We start from the raw sequence: 21,685 nt of genomic DNA on the forward strand, positions 1-21,685 counted from the left end.
TACGCTGTCGGCCATGAGCGGCCAGGGGGACGTGATCGACGGGCGCTTCGAGCTGCTACGGCGGCTCGGCAGCGGAGGCATGGGCACGGTGTGGCGGGCCCGCGACACCGTGCTGCACCGCGAGGTGGCACTGAAGGAGGTACGGCCGCCGGGCCCCGAGCCCGCCGGTGACACCTCACGGCTGCTGCGGGAGCGGGTGCTGCGCGAGGCGCGCGCCCTGGCCCGGCTCAACCATCCGCACGTCGTGACGATCCATCACATCGCCGATGTCGAGCCGCACCCGTGGCTGGTGATGGAGCTGCTCCCGGGCCGCACCCTCCAGGACTTCCTGGAGCAGCGCACCCTGCCGCCCCGGGAGGCCGCCCGCATGGGCCGCGAGGTCCTCTCGGCGCTGCGGGCCGCCCACGCGGCGGGCATCCTGCACCGCGACATCAAGCCCGCCAACATCCTGCTCCGCGAGCCGCCCCCGGACCGCCAGGGCGAGGTGCCGCCCGTCGTCCTCACCGACTTCGGCATCGCCGCGCTCCAGGGCTCCACGCAGCTCACCGCCACCGGCGAGCTGATCGGCTCGCCCGAGTACATCGCGCCGGAGCGCGTCCGCGGCACCGGCGAGGGCCCGGCCGCCGACCTGTGGTCCCTGGGTCTCGTCCTGTACGTGGCCGTGGAGGGCGTCAGTCCGCTGCGCCGTTCGTCCACCCTGGCCACGCTGGCCGCGGTGCTCGACGAGCCGGTGCCGCCGCCGGTGCGCTCGGGACCGCTGGCCCCTGTCCTGGAGGCGCTGCTGGTGCGGGACCCGGCGCTGCGGCCCGATGTGGAGCGCCTGGACGCGATGCTCGCGGCGGTCGCCGACGGGGTCGCGTGGCAGCCCACCCAGACGGCGGCCCGCCCGCCCGTACCGCCCACGCAGACCGCGTCCCGTCCCCCCTTGCCGCCCACCGCGCCACCCCCGCCTCCCGGCGCCCCGGGCCACACCCATCCGCAGCCCGCGTACGACCCGGCTCCCGGCGGCGCGCCCAGGGCCGACCACCAGAGCGCGGCCCGGCGCCGCACGCCCGTGCTCGCCGCCGCGATGGTGGCCCTGGTCCTTGTGGCAGGCGTGGCCCTGGCGTTCGCGCTGCGCGACGGCGGGAACGGCGAGGCGGGGGACAAGGGCGGCGGCCGGACCGGCGGGGCGGCCTCCGAGGGGTCGCGCACGACGGGACCGGCCGAGCGGCCCACCGGCGAGGCGAGCGCCAAGCCGCGCGAGTCCACGGCGGGCCCCGCCTCCTCGGCCCCGAGCTCGCCGACCACGCAGGCCCCGTCCACCGCGTCCACCACGTCGTCCGCGCCGCCCACGTCCGGCCGCTGGATCGCCCAGCTGCACTCCGAGCCGGGCTCGTCGTCCGCCGCGACCCGCGACCGCAAGCTGGCCGCCGTCCGCAGGACCGTCCCGGAGGCCCAGTACCTGCGCAGCGACGACTACGCCTCGCTGCGCCCGGGGTACTGGGTGTTCTACGCGCCGGGCCCGTTCCCGAACGGCCAGTCGGCGCTGCGGTTCTGCGCGGAGCGCGGCCGTACGTCGGACAGGAGCTGTGTGGGGCGCTATCTCAGCGACGAGGCCGCGGACCTCGGCCTGCAGTGCAAGCCGCCCGCGAGCAGGCCGGTGGGCCGCTGCGTGCGGGGCTGAGCGGGGACCGGCCGGGGTCGGCCGGTCGCCGCGCCGGCTACAGGCTCTCCAGGAACCCGAGCGCCGTGCGCCAGGTCGCCTCCGCCGCCTCGGCGTCGTAGTCGTCGAGGTCCGGGTCGGTGTACAGGTGCCCGGCGCCCGCGTACCGGTAGACCTCCACGTCGGCGCCCGCGCGGCCCATCTGGAGGTACCAGGCGCTGAGCCAGTCGTCCGTCTCGAAGGCGTCGGGCTCGGCGACGTGCAGCTGTACGGGGAGCTCGTCCACGGACGCGTTCTCCGCGATGTCCGAGGTGCCGTGCAGGAGCAGCAGTCCGCGGGCCTTGGCGTCGCCGAGGGCGAGGGTCTGCGCGGTGGCGGCGCCGAGCGAGAAGCCCGCGTAGACGAGGCCACGGTCGGAGTAGGGCGCTGCGGCGAGGACCGCGCGCTTGAGCACTTCGTCGTTGCCCAGCTCGTCCTTGTAGGCAAGCCCTTCCTCGACGGTCTCGAAGGTGCGTCCTTCGAAGAGGTCCGGGGTCCACACCTCGTGCCCGGCCGCGCGCAGCCGGTCGGCCGCCGCGCGCACCGCGGGCCGCAGCCCGTACGTCGAATGGAAAAGCATGATGTTCATGGGGCCATCGTGCCACCTACCCTCGAAGGCATGGAGAACGTGCTGCGTCCGTTGATCGTGGTCGGCGGCTCGGTCGTGCTCACGCTCGCGGTCGGCTGGGTGGCCGACTGGGTGTTGCGCCGGGCCGCCGACCGACGGCCCGAGCAACCGCTGTGGGAGCTGCTGCGCCGCTGCCGGCTGCCGTTGCAACTGGTCCTGTGCGCGGCGATGCTGCGCGGGTCCTACGCCCAGGCGGAGATCGCCGAGGACCATTCGGTGGCCATCGGCAGAGCGCTCACGCTGGTCCTCATCGCCTCGGTGGCCTGGCTGGCGGTGCGGATCTCGGCGGCCGTGGTGGAGTCGTCGTACGCGCGCTACGCCTCCGCGCACCGCGACCCGGCCCGGGTCCGGCGGGTGCGCACGCAGGTCACGCTGATCCAGCGCGTGGTCGCGGCGATCGTCGGCGTGGTGGCCGTCGCCGCGATGCTGCTCACGTTCCCGGCGATGCAGGCGGCCGGGGCCTCGCTGCTCGCGTCGGCGGGGATCCTCGGCATCGTGGCGGGCGTGGCCGCGCAGTCCACGCTCGCGAACCTCTTCGCGGGGCTGCAGATCGCCTTCGGCGACATGGTGCGGATCGGGGACACGGTGGTGGTGGACGGCGAGTGGGGTGTCGTCGACGAGATCACGCTGACGTTCCTGACGGTGCGCACCTGGGACGAGCGCCGGATCACGATGCCGGTGTCGTACTTCACCTCGAAGCCGTTCGAGAACTGGTCGCGCGGCGGCGCCCAGATGACCGGCACCGTCTTCCTCCAGCTCGACCACAGCGCCCCCATGGCTCAGATGCGCGAGAAGCTGCACGAGATCCTGCGCGAGTGCGCCGCCTGGGACGGCCGCGACTGGGGTCTCGCGGTCACGGACACGACGCCGAACACCGTGCAGGTACGGGCCCTGGTCACGGCCAAGGACGCCGACGACATCTGGACGGTGCGCGTCACGGTCCGCGAGCAGCTGGTCGCCTGGCTGACCGAGCACCATCCGTACGCGCTGCCGCGGGTCAACACGGCCTGGGCGGTGGAGCCGCCGGACGGGGACCATCCGCATCCGGTGACGCCGCACGTGCCGCGGACGGGCCGGGGCTGAGGCGGCGGGGCCGCGCGTCCCGGCGGGGCGTCAGCGCAGGCTGCGTACGTCCAGGTGGTGCAGGACCCGGTCCACGATCTCCGGGTCGTAGCCGGGTTCGCTGCGCGCGGCGAGGACCTCGTGGCGGGCGGCCGACATCATCTCGCGCTGGATGCGCTGGACGGCCTTGATCCGGTCGACGCGGGTGGCGTACCGCTCGCGCCGCTCGTCGTCCAGGATGTCGGGGCTGATCCGGGCGCCGATGTCGAAGGCGCCGCGCAGCAGCCGCTCGGCGACCTCCTCGGGCAGCTCCTCGACCTCCTCGATCTCCTTCAGGCGCGCCTTGGCGGCCTTCGCGGCGCGCACGGCGAGCTCGCGCTCCAGGGCCCGCTCGGCATCGGTGTCGGCGCGGACGCCGAGCTTCTTGACCAGCCACGGCAGGGTCAGGCCCTGGGCGATCAGGGTCGCGATGATCACGCAGAAGGCGATGAAGATGATCTCGTCACGGGCGGGGAACGGAGCCCCGTCGTCGGTCTTGAGCGGAATGGCGAGGGCCAGCGCGACCGACGCCACGCCGCGCATGCCGGACCACCACATGACGACGGTCTCGCGCCAGCTGGTCGGGATCTCCTCGCCGTAGTCACGGCGCTTGTGCAGCCGCTTGGCCAGCCAGGTGGCGGGCAGCAGCCACATCAGGCGTACGCCGACGACCACCGCCACGATGGCGGCGCCCCAGCCGACCATCTCCCACTCACGCCCGTCGGCGGTGCCGAAGACGTTGTGCAGTTCGAGGCCGATGAGGCCGAACGCGACGCCGGTGACGAGAGTGTCGACGATCTCCCAGAAGGACTGCCCGGTGATCCGGCCGAGCACGTCGTCGGCGTCGACGGCGTTCTCGGCGAGGTAGAGGGCCGTGGTGAGGACGGCGAGGACGCCGGAGCCGAGGAGTTCCTCGGCGAGGACGTAGGCGACGAACGGCACGAGCAGCGTCAGGCCGGTCTGCAGGGTCGCGTCGCCGAGGAGGCCCATGAGCTTGTTGGAGAGCCAGCCGAGCGCGAGGCCGACGGCGACGGCGACGACGGCGGAGAGCACGAGCTGGCCGACGGCCGAGGGCCAGGAGAAGGTGCCGCTGACGGCGGCGGCGATGGCGACGTGGTACAGCACGATCGCGGTGACGTCGTTGAAGAGCCCCTCGCCCTCCAGGATCGACACCAGGCGGCGCGGCAGTCCGAGCGACCCCGCGACGGCGGTCGCGGCCACCGGGTCCGGCGGGGCGACGAGCGCGCCGAGCGCGACGGCCGCGGCGAGCGGCAGCCCCGGCACGACGGCGTTGGCCACGGCAGCGACGGCCGCCGTGGTCACGAACACGAGCGCCACGGCGAGCAGCATGATGGGCCGGATGTTGGCCGCGAACTGCCGCCAGGACGTGCGCTGCACGGACGCGTAGAGCAGCGGCGGCAGGACCAGCGGAAGGATCAGCTCGGGCGCGATCTCGACGTTCGGAACGAACGAAAGGAACGCGAGGACGCCCCCGAACAGCGTCATGAGCACCGGCGCGGGCAGCCCGATCCGGTCCCCCAACGGCACGGTGACCAGGGCCCCCAGCAACAACAGGAGCAGCAACGCCAGTTGATCCACGGGTGCCCTCCGAGGGGTGCGGCCGAGACGATCAGAGCCTCAACCTTGCCACGGAGTGCAATATTCGCCGCAAATCACCCACGCGTCGCGAGGGCGCGGGGCGGTACCGGAGCGCCCCGAAGGGGCGCGGGGAACTGCGCGACCAGCCACAACGAGCCCGCAGCCGAACCACAACGCGGCGCACCCCCGAACGGCTAGCGCAGCGCCTTCCGCATGGCCCGATGCGGAATCCCGGCATCCGGAAACTCCGGCCCATACGCCACATACCCGAGCCGCTCATAGAACCCGAGCGCATGCGTCTGCGCGTGCAGATCGACGGCACCGAGCCCGCGCTCACGGGCGGCGTCCTCAATGGCCCGCACCAGCTCCGCCCCGACCCCGAGCCCCCGCGCGGAGCGCAGCACAGCCAGCCTGCCCAGGCCCCCCACGGTGGCGTCCCCGCCGTTCTTGACGGCGGCCGCCGCCCCCGTGAGCAACCGGCCCGTGCCGAGCGGGGCGCCGTCCGCGCCGCGCACCGCGAGGACGTGCACGGCCCCCACGTCGTACTCGTCGTATTCCAGGTCCTCAGGAACGCCCTGCTCGGCGACGAACACCTCTTTGCGTACGGCGAAGCACGCGTCCAGGTCCGACCGGCCCTCCGCGACCCGGCAGCGCACGCCGCCCGCGGCGGTCACGCGCTCTCCGCCCGCACCCGGTCGAGCGCGAGCTGCAGGTCGTCGGGGTAGTCGCTGGCGAACTCGACCCACTGCCCGTCCCCGGGGTGCTCGAAGCCGAGCCGCACGGCGTGCAGCCACTGGCGGGTGAGCCCGAGCCGCTTGGCGAGCGTGGGGTCGGCGCCGTACGTCAGGTCGCCCACGCAGGGGTGCCGGTGCGCCGACATGTGGACCCGGATCTGGTGGGTCCGGCCGGTCTCCAGCTTGATGTCGAGCAGGGAGGCCGCGCGGAAGGCCTCCATGAGGTCGTAGTGCGTGACGGAGGGCTTGCCCTCGGCCGTGACCGCCCACTTGTAGTCGTGGTTGGGGTGGCGGCCGATGGGGGCGTCGATGGTGCCGCTCATGGGGTCGGGGTGGCCCTGCACCAGCGCGTTGTACCGCTTGTCGACCGTGCGCTCCTTGAACTGGCGCTTCAGCGACGTGTACGCCCGCTCCGACTTGGCGACGACCATCAGGCCCGACGTGCCGACGTCCAGGCGGTGCACGATGCCCTGGCGCTCGGCGGCGCCGGACGTCGAGATGCGGTACCCGGCGGCGGCGAGGCCGCCGATCACGGTGGTGCCGGTCCAGCCGGGGCTGGGGTGCGCGGCCACACCGACCGGCTTGGTGATCACGACGATGTCGTCGTCGTCGTGCACGATCTCCATGCCCTCGACGGGCTCGGCGACGATCTGCACCGGAGCGGGCGCCTGCGGCATCTCCACTTCCAGCCAGGCGCCGCCGTGCACCCGCTCGGACTTGCCGACCACCGAGCCGTCGACCGCGACCTTCCCCGCCGCGGCGAGCTCGGCGGCCTTCGTGCGGGAGAAGCCGAACATGCGCGAGATGGCGGCGTCGACGCGCTCGCCCTCCAGGCCGTCCGGTACGGGCAGGGTACGGATCTCGGGAATCGTGCTCACCCCACGAGTATGCAGGAGGGCTACGACACCGCCGTACCGAACGCCTGACGCGAAGGCCCGCTCAGTCCTCGCGGGAGCCCGCTCAGTCCTTGTGGACGGTGCCGTCCGGGTCGAGCCCGCGGAAGGAGAGCAGCACGATCAGGATGCCGCCGCAGACGATCGCGGAGTCGGCGAGGTTGAAGACCGCGAAGCCCTTCGGGGCGATGAAGTCGACCACCGCTCCCTTGAACACGCCGGGCGAGCGGAAGATCCGGTCGGTGAGGTTGCCGAGCGCGCCGCCGAGCAGCAGGCCGAGGGCGATCGCCCAGGGCAGGCTGTACAGCTTGCGCGCGAGGCGGGCGATCACCACGATCACGGCCGCGGCGATCACGGTGAAGATGATGGTGTAGGCCTCGCCCATGCCGAAGGCGGCGCCCGCGTTCCGGATCGCGTTGAAGCGCAGCAGGTCACCGACCACGTCGATCGGCTCGTGGTGCTCCAGCTTGGCGACCACGATCATCTTGCTGATGAGGTCCAGGGCGTACGCGAACAGGGCCACCCCGAAGAGCACGGCGATCTTGCGCCGCCCCTTGGACTGCGGCCCGGGCTCGGGCTCGGCGTCGGCCTCGGCGTCCGCCGGGGCCTGCGGCTCCGGCGTCGGCTCCGCCTCCGGCTTCGGCTCGCCCGCGGCGCGCTGTCCGTCCTCGGAGCCAGGGCGCCGGCCGTCCTCGGAGCCGGATGCGGACTGCTCAGGACCGGCCCCCTCCGCCTCAGGGATGTCCGGCGTACCGATGATGCGCTCCGCCTCTGCCACGTGAGTCCCTCAACCTAGGTGCCTGACTGGGGACGAGGGTACGACACCGGGGCCGTGGCCCAGGCGCCCAGGCCACGCTCAGTAGCGCCGTTCCTGCTTCTGCTTGCACTCCACGCACAGGGTGGCCCGCGGGAACGCCTGCATGCGGGCCTTGCCGATGGGGTTGCCGCAGTTCTCGCAGAGGCCGTAGGTCCCCGCGTCCAGGCGCTCCAGGGCGCGCTCGGTCTGCTCCAGCATCTCCCGGGCGTTCGCGGCGAGAGCCATCTCGTGCTCGCGCGTGATGTTCTTCGTGCCGGTGTCCGCCTGGTCGTCGCCCGCGCCGTCCCCGGAGTCCCGCATCAGCCCGGCGAGTCCGGCCTCGGACGCCTCGATCTCGGACCGCAGCCGCATGGTCTCGGACATCAGCTCGGTCCGTGCCTCGGCGACCTCCGCCGGGGTCCACGGGTCCTCGCCCGGGCGCACCGCGAGCTCGCCGGGTGTCGCCGCGGCCCGCGCCTTGGGCACCGCGCCCGCCTTCGCCGCCGCCGTCGCCGTGCCCGGAGTCTTCTTCGCAACCACTGTCGTGGCTCCCGTCGTCTCCGCGGCCTGAGCCGCACCCTCGGCCGCGGACGCGGCCGTCTTCTTGGCCGTACGTTTCCTGGCTCCCGAGCCCTTCGCGGCGCCCGTCGCCTTCTTGGACGCACCCGACCCGCCGTCCGCCTCCGTCGTGGCGGCGGAGTTCTCGGCGGCGGCCTGCTCGGGTGCGGCTGTCGTGGCCGACGCCTTCGTGGCCGACGCCTGCTTCGAGGCCGTCTTCTTCGCAGTCGTCTTCTTCGCGGCCGTCTTCTTCGGAGTCGTCTTCTTGGCAACGGTCTTCTTGGCGGCCGCGTTCCTGGAGGTGCCCGCGGTCTCCTTGTCGACAGCCTTCTTGGCGGCAGTCGTGCCAGTGGCAGTCTTGCCAGTGGCTGCCTTGGCGGTGGCTGCCTTGGCGGTGGCTGCCTTCTCCTCGGCGGCCTTCTTCGCCGACGTCGTGGCGGACGTCTTCTTGGCCGGGGTCGTGGCGGCTGCCTTCTTGGCCGAGGCCGTGGCCGACGTCTTCTTCACCGGAGCCGCGGCCGACGCCTTCTTCTTCGCCGCCGCCTTGGCAGGAGCCTTCGCCGCCGCCTTGGTCGTGGTCTTCTTCGGCGCCGCCGAACCCGCGGCCGCCGTCTTGCCCGCACGCACGGTCTTGACGGTGCGGGCCGCCTTGCCGCCCGCTTCCCCCGCCGCCCCGGCCCCCGCGGCTGTGGATCTGCTCGACGCCGACTGCTGTACGGCGGTCTTCTTCGCCACCATGGCCGCGGCCCCTTCACATATTGTGATCTTGCACGCGAATCGTGCTGGGACGATAAATCGACTCCAGGCCCGCGGCAACGGGGCACGCCGCCCGATTCGCCCGCCCCCGGGGGTCGCGCGGTGAGCCTGCCTGCGTTGTGCCCAGCTCCCCGCCGCGTAATCCGCCCGACGTACCGGGCCGGGATCCGGACCCCGCCCATGTCGCCATTCGGGTCAGCACCCGCCGCATCGGCGATATCGGGCACGAACCTGTTTTCCACTGAAATTCAGACATAAACTGGGACGAGAGTCAGGAGACGCACCATGCGCAAGACAGCCGACTGCCGGGAATTCCCGAGCGAGACCCACTGCACCCTCGCCATCTCCGGCGAAGAGGAAGAAGTGGTCCGCGCCGCCAGCGAACACGCCGTGTCCGTCCACGGGCACACGGACAGCCCGGAGCTGCGGAAGATGGTCCGCGACTCCCTCAGGGACGAGGTCCCCCAGCACGCCTGAGGCGCGTGCCCGAATAACCGGTCGGCCGCCCCCGCCCCGGCGCCGTACACTGGCCGGAGCGAGACGTGTGGATGGGGACGAGTAGCGGCGTACGCAGCCATGAGCGACCCGGGGACGGTGTGAGCCCGGGGGCGAGCGCGACGTGAAGATCACCCCGGAGCCGCCGGAAGAAAGCCGCAGGCCGGCCCCCATCGGGGACGGCAAGGGCGAGTAGACCCGGCATCGCGACCCCAATGAGGGGGCCCTGTGGCGCCAGCGCCGGAGGGCCAAGGAGGGTGGTACCGCGGGAGCGCAGCGATGCGCCTCTCGTCCCTCCGACGGAAGGGAAGAACGTCCGCCGGAGGAAAAGCGAATGACGCCGCCGCAGTACCGCCAGGTGCCCGCCCAGGTCGACCTGCCCGCTCTTGAGCACGCCGTGCTCGACTTCTGGGAGCAGCAGAAGATCTTCGCCAAGAGCCTCGAGCAGTCCGAGGGCCGCCCCGAGTGGGTGTTCTACGAGGGCCCGCCCACGGCCAACGGCATGCCCGGCGCGCACCACATCGAGGCCCGCGTCTTCAAGGACGTGTTCCCGCGCTTCCGCACGATGCGCGGCTACCACGTCGCCCGCAAGGCCGGCTGGGACTGCCACGGCCTGCCCGTGGAGCTGGCGGTCGAGAAGGAACTCGGCTTCAACGGCAAGAAGGACATCGAGGCGTACGGCATCGCCGAGTTCAACGCCAAGTGCCGCGAGTCGGTGACCCGCCACACGGACGCCTTCGCCGACCTGACGACCCGCATGGGGTACTGGACGGACCTCGACGGCGCCTACCGGACGATGAACCCGGAGTACATCGAGTCCGTCTGGTGGTCCCTCAAGGAGATCTTCGACAAGGGCCTCCTCGTCCAGGACCACCGCGTCGCCCCCTGGTGCCCCCGCTGCGGCACGGGCCTGTCCGACCACGAGCTGGCGCAGGGGTACGAGACGGTCGTCGACCCGTCCGTCTACGTCCGCTTCCCGCTGACCGGCGGCCCCCTCGCGGGCGAGGCCGCGCTCCTGGTGTGGACGACCACCCCGTGGACGCTGGTGTCCAACACGGCGGTCGCCGCGCACCCGGACGTCACCTACGTAGTGGCGACCGACGGCAAGGAGAAGCTGGTCGTCGCCGAGCCCCTGGTGGAGAAGGCCCTCGGCGAGGGCTGGGAGACCACGGGGCAGACGTTCACCGGCGCCGAGATGGAGCGCTGGACGTACCAGCGCCCCTTCGAGCTCGTGGAGTTCCCGGCAGAGGCGCACTACGTGGTCAACGCCGACTACGTGACCACCGAGGACGGCACCGGCCTCGTCCACCAGTCCCCCGCCTTCGGTGAGGACGACCTCAAGGTCTGCCGGTCCTACGGCCTGCCGGTCGTGAACCCCGTCCGCCCGGACGGCACCTTCGAGGAGGACGTCCCGCTCGTGGGCGGCGTCTTCTTCAAGAAGGCCGACGAGTCCCTCACCAAGGACCTCGACGACCGCGGCCTGCTGTTCCGCCACATCGCGTACGAGCACAGCTACCCGCACTGCTGGCGCTGCCACACCGCGCTCCTCTACTACGCCCAGCCGTCCTGGTACATCCGCACCACGGCTGTCAAGGACCGGCTCCTCGCGGAGAACGAGAAGACCAACTGGTTCCCGGACTCGGTCAAGCACGGCCGTTTCGGCGACTGGCTGACCAACAACGTGGACTGGGCGCTGTCCCGCAACCGCTACTGGGGCACACCGCTGCCCATCTGGCGCTGCGAGGAGAACCACCTCACCTGTGTCGACTCCCGCGCCGAGCTGACCGAGCTGACGGGCACCGACCAGTCGGACCTCGACCCGCACCGCCCGTTCATCGACGACGTCACGTTCACCTGCACCCACGAGGGCTGCTCCCTCGAAGCGGTGCGCGTGCCCGAGGTCATCGACGCCTGGTACGACTCGGGTTCGATGCCGTTCGCGCAGTGGGGCTACCCCCACAAGAACAAGGAACTCTTCGAGAGCCGCTACCCCGCGCAGTTCATCTCGGAGGCCATCGACCAGACCCGCGGCTGGTTCTACACGCTGATGGCCGTCGGCACCCTGGTCTTCGACAAGTCGAGTTACGAGAACGTCGTCTGCCTCGGCCACATCCTCGCCGAGGACGGCCGCAAGATGTCCAAGCACCTCGGCAACACCCTGGACCCGATCCCGCTCATGGACCGGCACGGCGCCGACGCGGTCCGCTGGTTCATGGCGGCCGGCGGCTCCCCGTGGGCGGCCCGCCGCGTGGGCCACGGCACCATCCAGGAGGTCGTCCGCAAGACCCTCCTGACGTACTGGAACACGGTCGCCTTCCAGGCGCTCTACGCCCGTACGTCGAAGTGGGCCCCCTCGGACACCGACCCGGCGCCCGCCGACCGCCCGCTGCTCGACCGCTGGCTGCTCAGCGAGCTGCACGCGCTCACCGACCAGGTGACCGAGGCCCTGGACGCCTACGACACCCAGCGCGCCGGAAAGCTCCTGTCCACGTTCGTCGACAACCTCTCCAACTGGTACGTCCGCCGTTCGAGGCGCCGCTTCTGGCAGGGCGACGCGGCCGCGCTGCGCACCCTGCACGAGGTCGTCGAGACGATCACGCGGCTGCTCGCCCCGCTGACGCCGTTCATCGCGGAGCGCGTCTGGCAGGACCTGGTCGTGCCGGTCACGCCCGACGCCCCGGAGTCGGTGCACCTGGCGACCTGGCCGGAGGCGGACCTGTCGGCGATCGACCCCGAGCTGTCCAAGCAGATGGTGCTCGTGCGCCGCCTGGTCGAGCTGGGCCGTGCCTCGCGCGCCGAGTCCGGCGTCAAGACCCGTCAGCCGCTGTCCCGCGCGCTGGTCGCGGCCGCCGGGTTCGAGACGCTGGGCGCCGAGCTGCGGGCCCAGATCACCGAGGAGCTGAACGTCTCCTCCCTCGCCTCCCTCTCGGAGGTCGGCGGCTCCCTGGTCGACACCACCGCCAAGGCCAACTTCCGTGCCCTCGGCAAGCGGTTCGGCAAGGGCGTGCAGGCGGTGGCCAAGGCCGTCGCGGAGGCCGACGCGGCCGCGCTGTCCCTCGCCCTGCGCGAGGGCAACGCCTCCGTGGAGGTCGACGGGGAGACGGTGACGCTCGCCCCGGACGAGGTCATCATCACCGAGACCCCGCGCGAGGGCTGGTCGGTGGCGTCCGACTCCGGCGCCACGGTCGCCCTCGACCTGGAGCTCACCGACGAGCTGCGCCGCGCGGGCCTGGCCCGGGACGCGATCCGCCTGATCCAGGAGGCCCGCAAGAACAGCGGCCTGGACGTCGCGGACCGGATCGCCCTGCGCTGGACGTCCGCCGACCCGGCCGTCGTCACGGCCCTGACCGACCACACCGCCCTCATCGCGGACGAGGTCCTGGCGACGGACTTCGCCGAGGGCGAGGCCGACGAGACCTACGGCGAGACGTTCAAGGACGACTCCGTGAACCTCGCCTTCCGTCTCCGCAAGGCCTAGCGACAACGCCGAAGGCCCGGGTCCACCAAAGATCTTGGTGGACCCGGGCCTTCGGCGTTGCGTGCCCGCGCACAAACGTCGGAACGTTTCTGCGGCGCACCCTCGGCCGACGTGAGCGTGACTCAGCCCGTCCGGCGCTTGAGGACGAGGCCGGAGGCCGATCTGCGGCCACCGACGCACTCGGCGAAAGCCACCGGCCTGCGGCCCCCCGTCGCACTCCGCCAAAGCCACCGCCGCCCGCGGCGACCCGGCGGGCACAGCAAAAGGGCGAGGCCCCCGGATTCCCGGGGGCCTCGCCCTGTACAGCCTGCCGACGCCTAGGGCGTGGTGAAGCCCGTCAGTTGTCGTCCTCGTCGATGAGGAATCCCCGCATCGGGGACGGAGCCTGCTGCATCGGCTGCTGACCCTGCGGCCGCACCGGCGCCATCGGCTGCGTCATCGCGGGCGACATCTGCTGCTGCCCGCCGTAGGACGGCGCGCCCGCGGGCTGGTTGCCACCCATCGACTGGTTGCCGCCGTAGGACGGGGCACCCGCGCCGGCCGAGGCCATGGAGGGCGCCGGGGACGGCGGAAGCGACGCGGTCGCCGGGGTCCGCGGCGGGGCCAGCGAGTCGTCGGCCTGGGTCTCCAGCTGACGCAGCTGCGACTCCAGGTAGGACTTCAGCCGCGTGCGGTACTCGCGCTCGAAGCCGCGCAGGTCCTCGACCTTGCGCTCAAGGGTGGCGCGGGCGGACTCCAGGGAGCCCATCGCGACGCGGTGCTTCTCCTGCGCGTCCCGCTCCAGGGCGTCGGCCTTGGCGCGGGCGTCCCGCTCCAGGCCCTCGGCGCGCGAACGGGCCTCGCCCACGATCTTGTTGGCCTCGGAACGGGCCTCCGCGATCGCCTGGTCGGCGGTCTGCTGCGCGAGCGAGAGCACACGGGCGGCGCTGTCGCCGCCGGGGCCCTGGCCGGGCTGCGGAAGCTGCGGGCCGTGACCGCCCATCGGGCCGCCCATGGGGCCACCCATCTGACCCTGCATCTGGCCCTGGCCCATCGGACCGGGACCCTGACCCATCGGTCCTGGACCCTGCGGGCCGCCCTGCGGACCGTGGCCACCGGGGCCCGGGGGAAGCTGCGGAGCGCCGCCCGGCAGCTGGGGCGGGCCGCCCATCGGGTGCTGCTGCTGCGGCGGCACCGGCTGCGGGCCAGATATTGCGGCGGGCACGGGGGCGCCGGGACCGCGCTGGTCCTGCGGCCCGTCGGGGCCACCGGGACCGCCGGGGCCCTTGCGCATGCCGCCCTGCTGCTGGTTCTGCGCGGCGGCACGCGTGGCCGCGGCCAGCTTGGCGCGCAGGTCCTCGTTCTCGCGGAGCAGACGGGTCAGCTCGGCCTCGACCTCATCTAGGAAGGCATCGACCTCGTCCTCGTCATAGCCTTCTCGGAGACGGACGGTCGTGAACTGCTTGTTCCGCACGTCCTCGGGGGTCAGCGGCATCTCTTCACCTCAACGTAGTCGTCGGCATTCGGCAAGAACGTAGTTGACATCGCGCTCACAGCCGGCTCACGACGGAGATCAGGATGTAGACGATGATCATCAGCACGAAGAAGGACAGGTCGAGCGCCACGCCCCCGAGACGCAGCGGCGGAATGAACCGCCGCAGAAGCTTGAGCGGTGGATCGGTGACAGTGTAGGTGGCCTCCAGAACGACCACCATCGCCTTGCCGGGTTGCCATGAGCGGGCGAACTGGAAGACGTAGTCCATGACCAGCCGGAAGATCAGCACGATCAGGAAACACATCAGAGCGATGTAGATCACTTGCAAGACCACGCCCATGTTCGTGTTTCCCTCTCCCCTGTCCTCAGTCGAGTCCGTGCTGTGTCGATCCGATGACTGCTGTCTACTGCACTTGCGTCTCAGCTCTGGTTGAAGAACCCGCCCTCTGCGATGCGGGCCTTGTCCTCCGCCGTGACATCGACGTTAGCAGGCGACAACAGGAACACCTTCTGCGTCACTCGCTCGATACTGCCATGCAGCCCGAAGACGAGACCGGCGGCAAAGTCGACAAGTCGCTTCGCATCCGTGTCGTCCATCTCCGTCAAGTTCATGATCACCGGGGTGCCTTCGCGGAAGTGTTCCCCGATGGTACGGGCTTCGTTGTAGGTCCGGGGGTGAAGTGTGGTGATGCGGTAGGGCTCACGCTCGGACACGACCTTGGGCATGATCACCGGTGCGTTCTTCTCCAGGCTCTGGCGTTCAGGTGTGATGGATGCCACGGGGGCGATTCGCGCCGGACGTCCCGATTCAGCGGGAAGCGAAGCGGCGCGCGGCGCCGGTTCGCGGGGGGCGGGCGGCTGCACCACTCGTACCGATTCGTCCCGGTCCAAGTCCCGGTCCGCGAGGTGGGACTGGTGGGACTGGTGCGACGGCTCGTGCCGTCGGCGGTCGCGCTCGGGCTCCGGCTCGGGCTCGAAATCGTCGTCGGGGTCGAAGCCCCGACCGTCGTAACCGTCGTCCTCCACGAGGCCGAGGTAGACCGCCATCTTGCGCATCGCGCCGGCCATGCTCTGAGTCCTCCGCTCTGTGGTGGATCGAAAGGTCCGTCGTCATCAACTGCCCGCGATCCACGTGGTCTCCCGCCGAACTGCGGGAATGACCATATTTTCTGCTGTGGTCCGACTTCCTGGCGACGTTACCCGAGCCCGCGTCGGACTCCGAGTACCGCCGTACCGACGCGCACATGTGTCGCTCCGGCCGCCACGGCCTGTTCGAGGTCCGCACTCATCCCTGCCGACACCATGTTCGCAGCCGGATGGGCCACGCGCAGGGCAGTCGACAAATCCATCAGCCGCTCGAACGCCGCCTGTTGCCGTCCCGCGTATTCCCCGGTGAGCGGCGCGACGGTCATCAGGCCGTCGAGCCGCAGCCCGGGGGCGTCGGCCACGCGTGCGGCCAACTCCTCGATCCCGCCGGGGCCCACGCCACCGCGGTCCCCCCGTCCGTCGGCCTCCGCGTCCAGGGCGACCTGGAGCAGACAGCCGACCTCGCGCCCGGCGCGCACAGCGGCCGTGGACAGCGCCGTGACCAGCTTGGGCCGGTCCACCGACTGAACCACGTCCGCGTAACCGACCACGGAGCGCACCTTGTTGGTCTGCAGCTGGCCCACGAAGTGCCAGCTGAGCGGGAGGTCCGCGCAGTCCGCGGCCTTCGGCGCCGCGTCCTGGTCACGGTTCTCGGCGACATGACGCACACCGAGTTCCGAGAGAAACCGCACATCGCTCGCGGGGTAGGTCTTGGTGACCACGATCAGGGTCAGTTCCTCGCGCTTGCGGCCCGCCGCCGCGCAGGCCGCCGTGATGCGCTCTTCCACATTCGCCAGATTTGCGGCGAGTTCCGCCTTACGGTCCGTCATGCCCCATCAGTCCAACCACACATAGCCCGCGAGCCGACCGGTCGTGCGGTCGCGGCGGTACGAGAAGTGATCGCCCGACTCCCGTGTGCACACCGGCGACTGCTCCCGGTCGCGCACGCCGAGCCGGTCGAGCTGTGCGTGCACTCCCGCGGTCACGTCGACCGCGGGGGTGCCCCAGCTCGTCTCGGCGTACGCCGCGGGTTCCACGGCGGCGACGTCGGCGCGCATGTCCGCGGGTACTTCGTAACAACGGCCGCAGACGGCGGGCCCGGTGCGGGCCACGATCCGGTCCGGGCGCGCGCCGAGGGCCACCATGGCCTCGACGGCCGCGGGCACCACCCCGGCGACCATTCCGGGCCGGCCCGCGTGCGCGGCCGCGGCGACTCCCGCGACCGGGTCGGCGAGCAGCACCGGGGTGCAGTCGGCGGTGAGGACGGCGAGGGCGACACCGCGCCGGGCGGTGACGACCGCGTCGACCGCCGGGATCTCCTCGCGGTCCGCCCAGGGGCCGTCGACCACGGCGACGTCCCGGCCGTGCACCTGGTTCATCCAGACCACGCGCGCGGGGTCGATGCCGAGGTTCTTGGCGACGGCCGCGCGGTTGTGGCGTACGGCTTCGGGGTCGTCGCCGACCGCTCCGCCGAGGTTGAGCTCCTCGTACGGAACGGCGCTCACTCCGCCCCACCGGTCGGTGAAGGCGAAGTGGGCGCCGCTCGCGGTGCTCGTCTCCAAGCGCTGGTCTATCACTTCAGGAAGTCCGGCACGTCCAGCTCTTCGGCCTGGCTGTCCTGGTGCAGACGGGTCGGGGGGACCTGCGGCGGGGTCGCCGACGAGGCCGGGGGCTCGCTCGCCTGGACCGGCTCGGGCTGCTCGGCCGCGGGGGCGTCGTCGCGCGGGGTGACGCTGCCGAGGCCGCCGAACGCCGGGGCCGGACGGGACGGTTCGGGCTGCCGGGCCGGGGGCGCCGGCTCCTCGCGCTTGGCGGACGCCGAGCCGAGGACGTTGTCCCGCTTGGACGGGGGCTGGCCGCCGTCGAAGCCGGCCGCGATGACGGTGACCCGGACCTCGTCGCCGAGCGCGTCGTCGATGACCGCGCCGAAGATGATGTTGGCCTCGGGGTGCGCGGCCTCGCTGACCAGTTGCGCCGCCTCGTTGATCTCGAACAGGCCGAGGTCGGAGCCGCCGGAGATGGAGAGCAGGACGCCCCGGGCGCCGTCGATGGACGCCTCGAGGAGCGGCGAGGAGATCGCCATCTCGGCCGCGGCCACCGCACGGTCGTCGCCGCGGGCCGAGCCGATGCCCATGAGCGCCGAACCCGCCTCGGACATGACCGACTTGACGTCGGCGAAGTCGAGGTTGATCAGGCCGGGCGTGGTGATGAGGTCGGTGATGCCCTGCACACCGGAGAGGAGCACCTGGTCGGCCGACTTGAAGGCGTCGAGCACGCTGACCTGGCGGTCCGAGATGGACAGGAGCCGGTCGTTGGGGATGACGATGAGGGTGTCGACCTCTTCGCGGAGCTCGGCGATGCCGTCCTCCGCCTGGTTCGCGCGGCGACGGCCCTCGAAGGTGAACGGCCTGGTGACCACACCGATCGTCAGGGCGCCGAGGGAACGCGCGATGTTGGCGACCACGGGCGCGCCGCCCGTGCCGGTGCCGCCGCCCTCACCGGCCGTCACGAAGACCATGTCGGCCCCCTTGAGGACCTCCTCGATCTCCTCGCGGTGGTCCTCGGCGGCCTTGCGGCCGACGGCCGGGTTGGCTCCTGCGCCGAGTCCGCGGGTGAGTTCACGGCCCACGTCGAGCTTGACGTCGGCGTCGCTCATCAACAGGGCTTGCGCGTCGGTGTTGATGGCGATGAACTCGACGCCCTTGAGACCGACCTCGATCATCCGGTTGATGGCATTGACACCACCGCCGCCGACACCGATGACTTTGATGACTGCGAGGTAGTTCTGCGGTGCTGCCACGTCGAAGGCCTCTCGCCTCGAGTTACGTGTCGCCGTCTCGCGCTTGAGCGATACGACGACTGATGCCGAATGGGACGGTCCGAACGCCGACCCGAACCCTAACGCTGAAGTTTAGGGTTACCAGTGTGTCTGTTCCCTGGACTCTTCCGAACAGGACACTAAGTCGACAAGTGGCGCACGTTCAACGAACACGCCGAACCTCCCGTTTTTCTTTTCACCCTATGTGATCAGGCTTAAGCCTGCCCATCCAGGGTGCTGGCCTGCGCTGATGTACGTCAACTCGCCGATGACGCAGGGGCGGTGGGGACGCTCACATCGAAGTGCCGTGCCTTCGGAACTGCTTTCATGAGCCCGGCGAGCGCCTCGGCCTTTGCCCGGCCCTTGTCCCCGCTCCCCCACATCACCGTGCGGTCGTCGCGCAACCGCAGCGAGATGGAGTCGTACGAACGGACCTTGACGGTCCGGGTGTCCGCCGCGACCGCGCCGGGCAGGGCGGCGACCACACGGACGGCCTCGCGGCGCAGCCGGGCCGCGTCGAAGCGGCGCAGGCTCGCGGCGGCGCTGCCGGAGGGGTCCGTGGCCATTTCGAGGAGGGGGGTGCCCTTCGGTGCCTTCTCGACCGTGGCGAAACGAACACCCTTCGCGTCCACTTCGATGAACTTTCCGCCCTTTTCGATGAGCAGAACCGGCGTGCGCTCCGTCACTTTCAGTGCGATTCCATGGGGCCAGGAGCGGACGACATCAACCGAGTCAATTCGGGGCAATTTTCTCCGAAGCCGCTCTTCGATGGCTCCGGAATCGACCGAAATCAGCGGTTCCCCGACCGGTACGCCCGCGATCTCGCGCACCTCGTGCGGCTTGAGGACCACCGTCCCGGACGTCGTCACCCGCTCCACCCGCAGCCACGGCGAGCCGTAGAACACCCAGGCGCCGCCCCCGGCGAGCACGGCGAGGACGAGCACCAGGACGATCAGGAGGCGCACCCGCGGTGCCCGCAGCGCCCGCGGAAGGCGCGGGCGGCGGGGGCGGGACGGGCGGGACGGGGCAGACCCGGCCCCCCGCCGTTCGGCGGTCGTCGGTCCGGCCCGTCCGGCCACAGTCCCCTGCCTTCTCTCACGCGTTGCGGCGTGACGCAATCGCCTCGTACACCATGTTGACGAGGAGGTCGTCGGCGTCCCTGCGGCCGAACTCCGATGCGGCACGGGACATCTCGTACAGCCGGTGCGGGTCGGCGAGCACGGGCAGGACGTTGCCCTGGACCCACTCGGGGGTGAGCTCCGCGTCGTCGACCAGCAGGCCGCCGCCCGCCTTGACCACCGGCTGGGCGTTCAGCCGCTGTTCGCCGTTGCCGATGGGCAGCGGGACATAGGCGGCCGGCAGCCCGACGGCGGACAGCTCGGCGACGGTCATCGCGCCCGCGCGGCAGAGCATCATGTCGGCCGCGGCGTACGCGAGGTCCATCCGGTCCACGTACGGTACCGGGATGTAGGGGGGCATCCCGGGCATGTTCTCCACGTACGGCATTTCGTTCTTCGGGCCGACCGCGTGCAGGATCTGGATGCCCGCGCGCTGGAGGACCGGGGCGACCTGCTGGACGACCTCGTTCAGGCGCCGGGCGCCCTGCGAGCCGCCGGAGACGAGCAGCGTCGGCAGGTTCGGGTCGAGGTTGAAGGCCGCGCGGGCCTCCGGGCGGACCCGGGCCCGGTCGAGCAGCGCGATGGTGCGGCGCAGCGGGATGCCGATGTAGCGCGAGCCGCGCAGCTTGCTGTCGGGCGTGGAGACCGCGACCCCGGAGGCGTACCGCGAGCCGATCTTGTTGGCGAGGCCGGGGCGCGCGTTGGCCTCGTGCACCACGATCGGCACACCCGCGCGCTTGGCCGCCAGATAGCCGGGCAGCGCCACATAGCCGCCGAAGCCCACCACGCAGTCGGCCTTGGTGCGCTCCAGGATCTGCTCGGCCGCCTTGATGGTGCCGCGCAGCCGCCCGGGCACGGTGATCAGCTCGGGGGTGGGCTTGCGCGGCAGCGGCACGGCGGGGATGAGGGCGAGTTCATAGCCCCGCTCGGGTACGAGTCGGGTCTCGAGGCCGCGCTCCGTGCCCAGGGCCGTGATCCCCACGGTCGGGTCCTGCCTGCGCAGGGCGTCCGCGAGGGCGAGCGCGGGCTCGATGTGGCCGGCGGTCCCCCCACCGGCGAGTACGACATGCACCGAAATTCACCGCTCTCCGGACGAACGCGCCTTGACGCGCCGTCGCATCGTGTTCCATCTCACCCGAGGCTGCCGCATGGCCAGGGCCGCCTTCGCCGCGGGGTCCTCACGCGCGAAGGCGATCAGGAGTCCCACGGCGAACATGGTCGGCAGCAGGGCTGAGCCTCCGTAGGAGAACAGCGGAAGCGGGACACCGGCGATCGGCAGCAGACCGAGCACCGCACCGACGTTGATCACGGCCTGGGCCGTGATCCAGGTGGTCACGCCTCCCGCTGCGTACCTCACGAAGGGGTCCTCCGTGCGTCCGGCCACGCGGATACCCGCATAGCCTAGAGCCGCGAACAGGGCGAGCACCGACAGCGTCCCCGCAAGACCGAGTTCCTCCCCGGTGATGGCGAAGATGAAGTCGGTGTGCGGTTCGGGCAGTTGACCCCATTTTTCCACACTCGCGCCGAGGCCGGAACCGAAGAATCCGCCGGAGGCCAGGGCGTAGATGCCGTGTACGGCCTGCCAGCACTGGTCGCCGGGTCCGGGGTCGGTCGCGCCGATGCAGGCGAGCCGGGCCATCCGGTTCGGGCTGGTCTTGATGAGGATCACACCGAGGACGGCCGCGATGCTCAGGACCCCCGCGAACAGCCGGGTCGGGGCGCCCGCGAGCCAGAGCAGGCCGAACAGGATCGCGGTGAGGATGATGGCCGTGCCCATGTCGCCGCCCAGCATGATCAGGCCGAGCAGCATGAAGGTGACGGGGACCAGCGGCACCAGCATGTGCTTCCACTGGGTGAGCAGCCGCTTGTCCTGTTTGCGGGCCAGCAGGTCCGCGCCCCAGAGCACAAGGGCGAGCTTGCCGAACTCACTGGGCTGGAGCTGGAAAGGGCCCCCCAAATAGATCCAGTTCTGATTGCCGTTGACGCTGCGCCCTATCCCGGGGATCTGGACCAGGACCATCAGGAAGACGGATGCGGCGAGGATCGGGTACGACAGCGCCCGGTGCAGCTTGACCGGCATCCGCATGGCGATCAGCAGCAGGGCGGAACCGAGGACCGCGGCGACGAACTGCTTGCGGAAGAAGTAGGAGGCGGGCAGGTTCAGCTGCAGCGCCTGGATCATCGACGCGGAGTAGACCATCACCAGGCCGAGCGCCGTGATCAGCAGGCTGCTGCCGAGGATCAGGTAGTACGCGGTCAGCGGCCGGTCCCAGGCCTTGCGGGCCCGGTCGTAGAGCCGCCGCAGCGCACTCTCGCGGGCCACCGGCGTGGCCCGCGGCCGCACCGGTCGCTTCGGGGTGCGCGGGGTGCGCACGGAGGCGCGCCCGGCCATCAGCGGCACCCCGCGCCCGCGCGGGCGCTTCCCCCGCCGGCGCGCGGCCGGCCACGAAACCCCCGCCACGACGGC

Annotated in this window: 19 protein-coding genes; 4 read left to right on the forward strand and 15 right to left on the reverse strand. The window is 71.5% G+C overall.

Annotated elements, in window-relative coordinates; all coding sequences use genetic code 11:
* Positions 1 to 13: 13 nt before the first annotated feature.
* The gene (locus tag OO63_RS30625) at positions 14 to 1,666 is read left to right on the forward strand and encodes a serine/threonine-protein kinase (protein ID WP_030361659.1); all 1,653 of its coding nucleotides are present in this window, start codon (positions 14 to 16) and stop codon (positions 1,664 to 1,666) included.
* A 37-nt stretch (positions 1,667 to 1,703) separates the two neighbouring features.
* On the opposite strand, the gene OO63_RS30630 is transcribed toward OO63_RS30625, so the two are convergent.
* Positions 1,704 to 2,273, reverse strand: a complete 570-nt coding sequence (locus OO63_RS30630; RefSeq protein WP_030361660.1) for a dienelactone hydrolase family protein — start codon at positions 2,271 to 2,273, stop codon at positions 1,704 to 1,706.
* A 30-nt stretch (positions 2,274 to 2,303) separates the two neighbouring features.
* On the opposite strand from OO63_RS30630, the gene OO63_RS30635 reads away from it, so the two are divergent.
* Complete coding sequence (locus OO63_RS30635; protein WP_030361661.1) at positions 2,304 to 3,395, forward strand: mechanosensitive ion channel family protein; 1,092 nt, start codon at positions 2,304 to 2,306, stop codon at positions 3,393 to 3,395.
* A gap of 30 nt (positions 3,396 to 3,425) precedes the next feature.
* Here the strand turns inward: OO63_RS30635 and OO63_RS30640 are convergent, their stop codons facing one another.
* The 5 genes from OO63_RS30640 to OO63_RS30660 all read right to left on the reverse strand — a co-directional run bounded on the left by OO63_RS30640 (position 3,426) and on the right by OO63_RS30660 (position 8,731).
* Positions 3,426 to 5,012: a Na+/H+ antiporter gene (locus tag OO63_RS30640; RefSeq protein WP_030361662.1), complete on the reverse strand. Its 1,587-nt coding sequence runs from the start codon at positions 5,010 to 5,012 to the stop codon at positions 3,426 to 3,428.
* A 194-nt stretch (positions 5,013 to 5,206) separates the two neighbouring features.
* Positions 5,207 to 5,686 carry a GNAT family N-acetyltransferase gene (locus OO63_RS30645; RefSeq protein WP_234311351.1) on the reverse strand — a complete coding sequence of 160 codons (480 nt, stop codon included), beginning with the start codon at positions 5,684 to 5,686 and terminating at the stop codon, positions 5,207 to 5,209.
* The gene (locus OO63_RS30650; RefSeq protein WP_030361664.1) at positions 5,683 to 6,624 is read right to left on the reverse strand and encodes an RluA family pseudouridine synthase; all 942 of its coding nucleotides are present in this window, start codon (positions 6,622 to 6,624) and stop codon (positions 5,683 to 5,685) included. The genes OO63_RS30645 and OO63_RS30650 overlap by 4 nt, the downstream gene beginning before the upstream one ends.
* Positions 6,625 to 6,706: 82 nt before the next feature.
* On the reverse strand, positions 6,707 to 7,417 hold the full coding sequence (gene lspA, locus OO63_RS30655; protein ID WP_030361665.1) for a signal peptidase II: 711 nt from the start codon (positions 7,415 to 7,417) through the stop codon (positions 6,707 to 6,709).
* 78 nt (positions 7,418 to 7,495) lie between these two features.
* Positions 7,496 to 8,731: a TraR/DksA family transcriptional regulator gene (locus OO63_RS30660; protein WP_030361666.1), complete on the reverse strand. Its 1,236-nt coding sequence runs from the start codon at positions 8,729 to 8,731 to the stop codon at positions 7,496 to 7,498.
* 303 nt (positions 8,732 to 9,034) lie between these two features.
* On the opposite strand from OO63_RS30660, the gene OO63_RS30665 reads away from it, so the two are divergent.
* A complete protein-coding gene (locus OO63_RS30665; protein ID WP_016643644.1) occupies positions 9,035 to 9,226 on the forward strand; it encodes a DUF1059 domain-containing protein in 192 nt (63 codons plus the stop codon).
* Between the two features lie 352 nt (positions 9,227 to 9,578).
* Positions 9,579 to 12,722, forward strand: coding sequence for an isoleucine--tRNA ligase (gene ileS, locus OO63_RS30670; protein ID WP_030361667.1), 3,144 nt, complete (start codon positions 9,579 to 9,581; stop codon positions 12,720 to 12,722).
* Positions 12,723 to 13,059: 337 nt separating this feature from the next.
* On the opposite strand, the gene OO63_RS30675 is transcribed toward ileS, so the two are convergent.
* From OO63_RS30675 to ftsW, 9 genes are all read right to left on the reverse strand, one after another.
* Complete coding sequence (locus tag OO63_RS30675) at positions 13,060 to 14,196, reverse strand: DivIVA domain-containing protein (RefSeq protein WP_030361668.1); 1,137 nt, start codon at positions 14,194 to 14,196, stop codon at positions 13,060 to 13,062.
* Positions 14,197 to 14,251: 55 nt separating this feature from the next.
* Positions 14,252 to 14,536, reverse strand: coding sequence for a YggT family protein (locus tag OO63_RS30680; RefSeq protein ID WP_030361669.1), 285 nt, complete (start codon positions 14,534 to 14,536; stop codon positions 14,252 to 14,254).
* Between the two features lie 80 nt (positions 14,537 to 14,616).
* Positions 14,617 to 15,264: a cell division protein SepF gene (locus OO63_RS30685; RefSeq protein WP_030361670.1), complete on the reverse strand. Its 648-nt coding sequence runs from the start codon at positions 15,262 to 15,264 to the stop codon at positions 14,617 to 14,619.
* Positions 15,265 to 15,392: 128 nt separating this feature from the next.
* On the reverse strand, positions 15,393 to 16,112 hold the full coding sequence (locus tag OO63_RS30690) for a YggS family pyridoxal phosphate-dependent enzyme (protein ID WP_030361671.1): 720 nt from the start codon (positions 16,110 to 16,112) through the stop codon (positions 15,393 to 15,395).
* Positions 16,113 to 16,118: 6 nt separating this feature from the next.
* The gene (gene pgeF / locus OO63_RS30695; protein WP_106983467.1) at positions 16,119 to 16,844 is read right to left on the reverse strand and encodes a peptidoglycan editing factor PgeF; all 726 of its coding nucleotides are present in this window, start codon (positions 16,842 to 16,844) and stop codon (positions 16,119 to 16,121) included.
* Between the two features lie 11 nt (positions 16,845 to 16,855).
* Positions 16,856 to 18,082, reverse strand: a complete 1,227-nt coding sequence (gene ftsZ, locus OO63_RS30700; RefSeq protein WP_030361673.1) for a cell division protein FtsZ — start codon at positions 18,080 to 18,082, stop codon at positions 16,856 to 16,858.
* Between the two features lie 275 nt (positions 18,083 to 18,357).
* Positions 18,358 to 19,179 (reverse strand): cell division protein FtsQ/DivIB, encoded by an 822-nt coding sequence (locus tag OO63_RS30705; protein WP_030361674.1) that lies wholly within the window; start codon positions 19,177 to 19,179, stop codon positions 18,358 to 18,360.
* Positions 19,180 to 19,195: 16 nt separating this feature from the next.
* On the reverse strand, positions 19,196 to 20,290 hold the full coding sequence (gene murG, locus OO63_RS30710; protein WP_030361675.1) for an undecaprenyldiphospho-muramoylpentapeptide beta-N-acetylglucosaminyltransferase: 1,095 nt from the start codon (positions 20,288 to 20,290) through the stop codon (positions 19,196 to 19,198).
* 6 nt (positions 20,291 to 20,296) lie between these two features.
* Positions 20,297 to 21,610, reverse strand: a complete 1,314-nt coding sequence (gene ftsW / locus OO63_RS30715; protein WP_030361676.1) for a putative lipid II flippase FtsW — start codon at positions 21,608 to 21,610, stop codon at positions 20,297 to 20,299.
* Positions 21,611 to 21,685 lie beyond the last annotated feature (75 nt).

Origin of the sequence: Streptomyces alboflavus, assembly GCF_000716675.1 — a bacterium.
GTDB lineage: Bacteria > Actinomycetota > Actinomycetes > Streptomycetales > Streptomycetaceae > Streptomyces > Streptomyces alboflavus.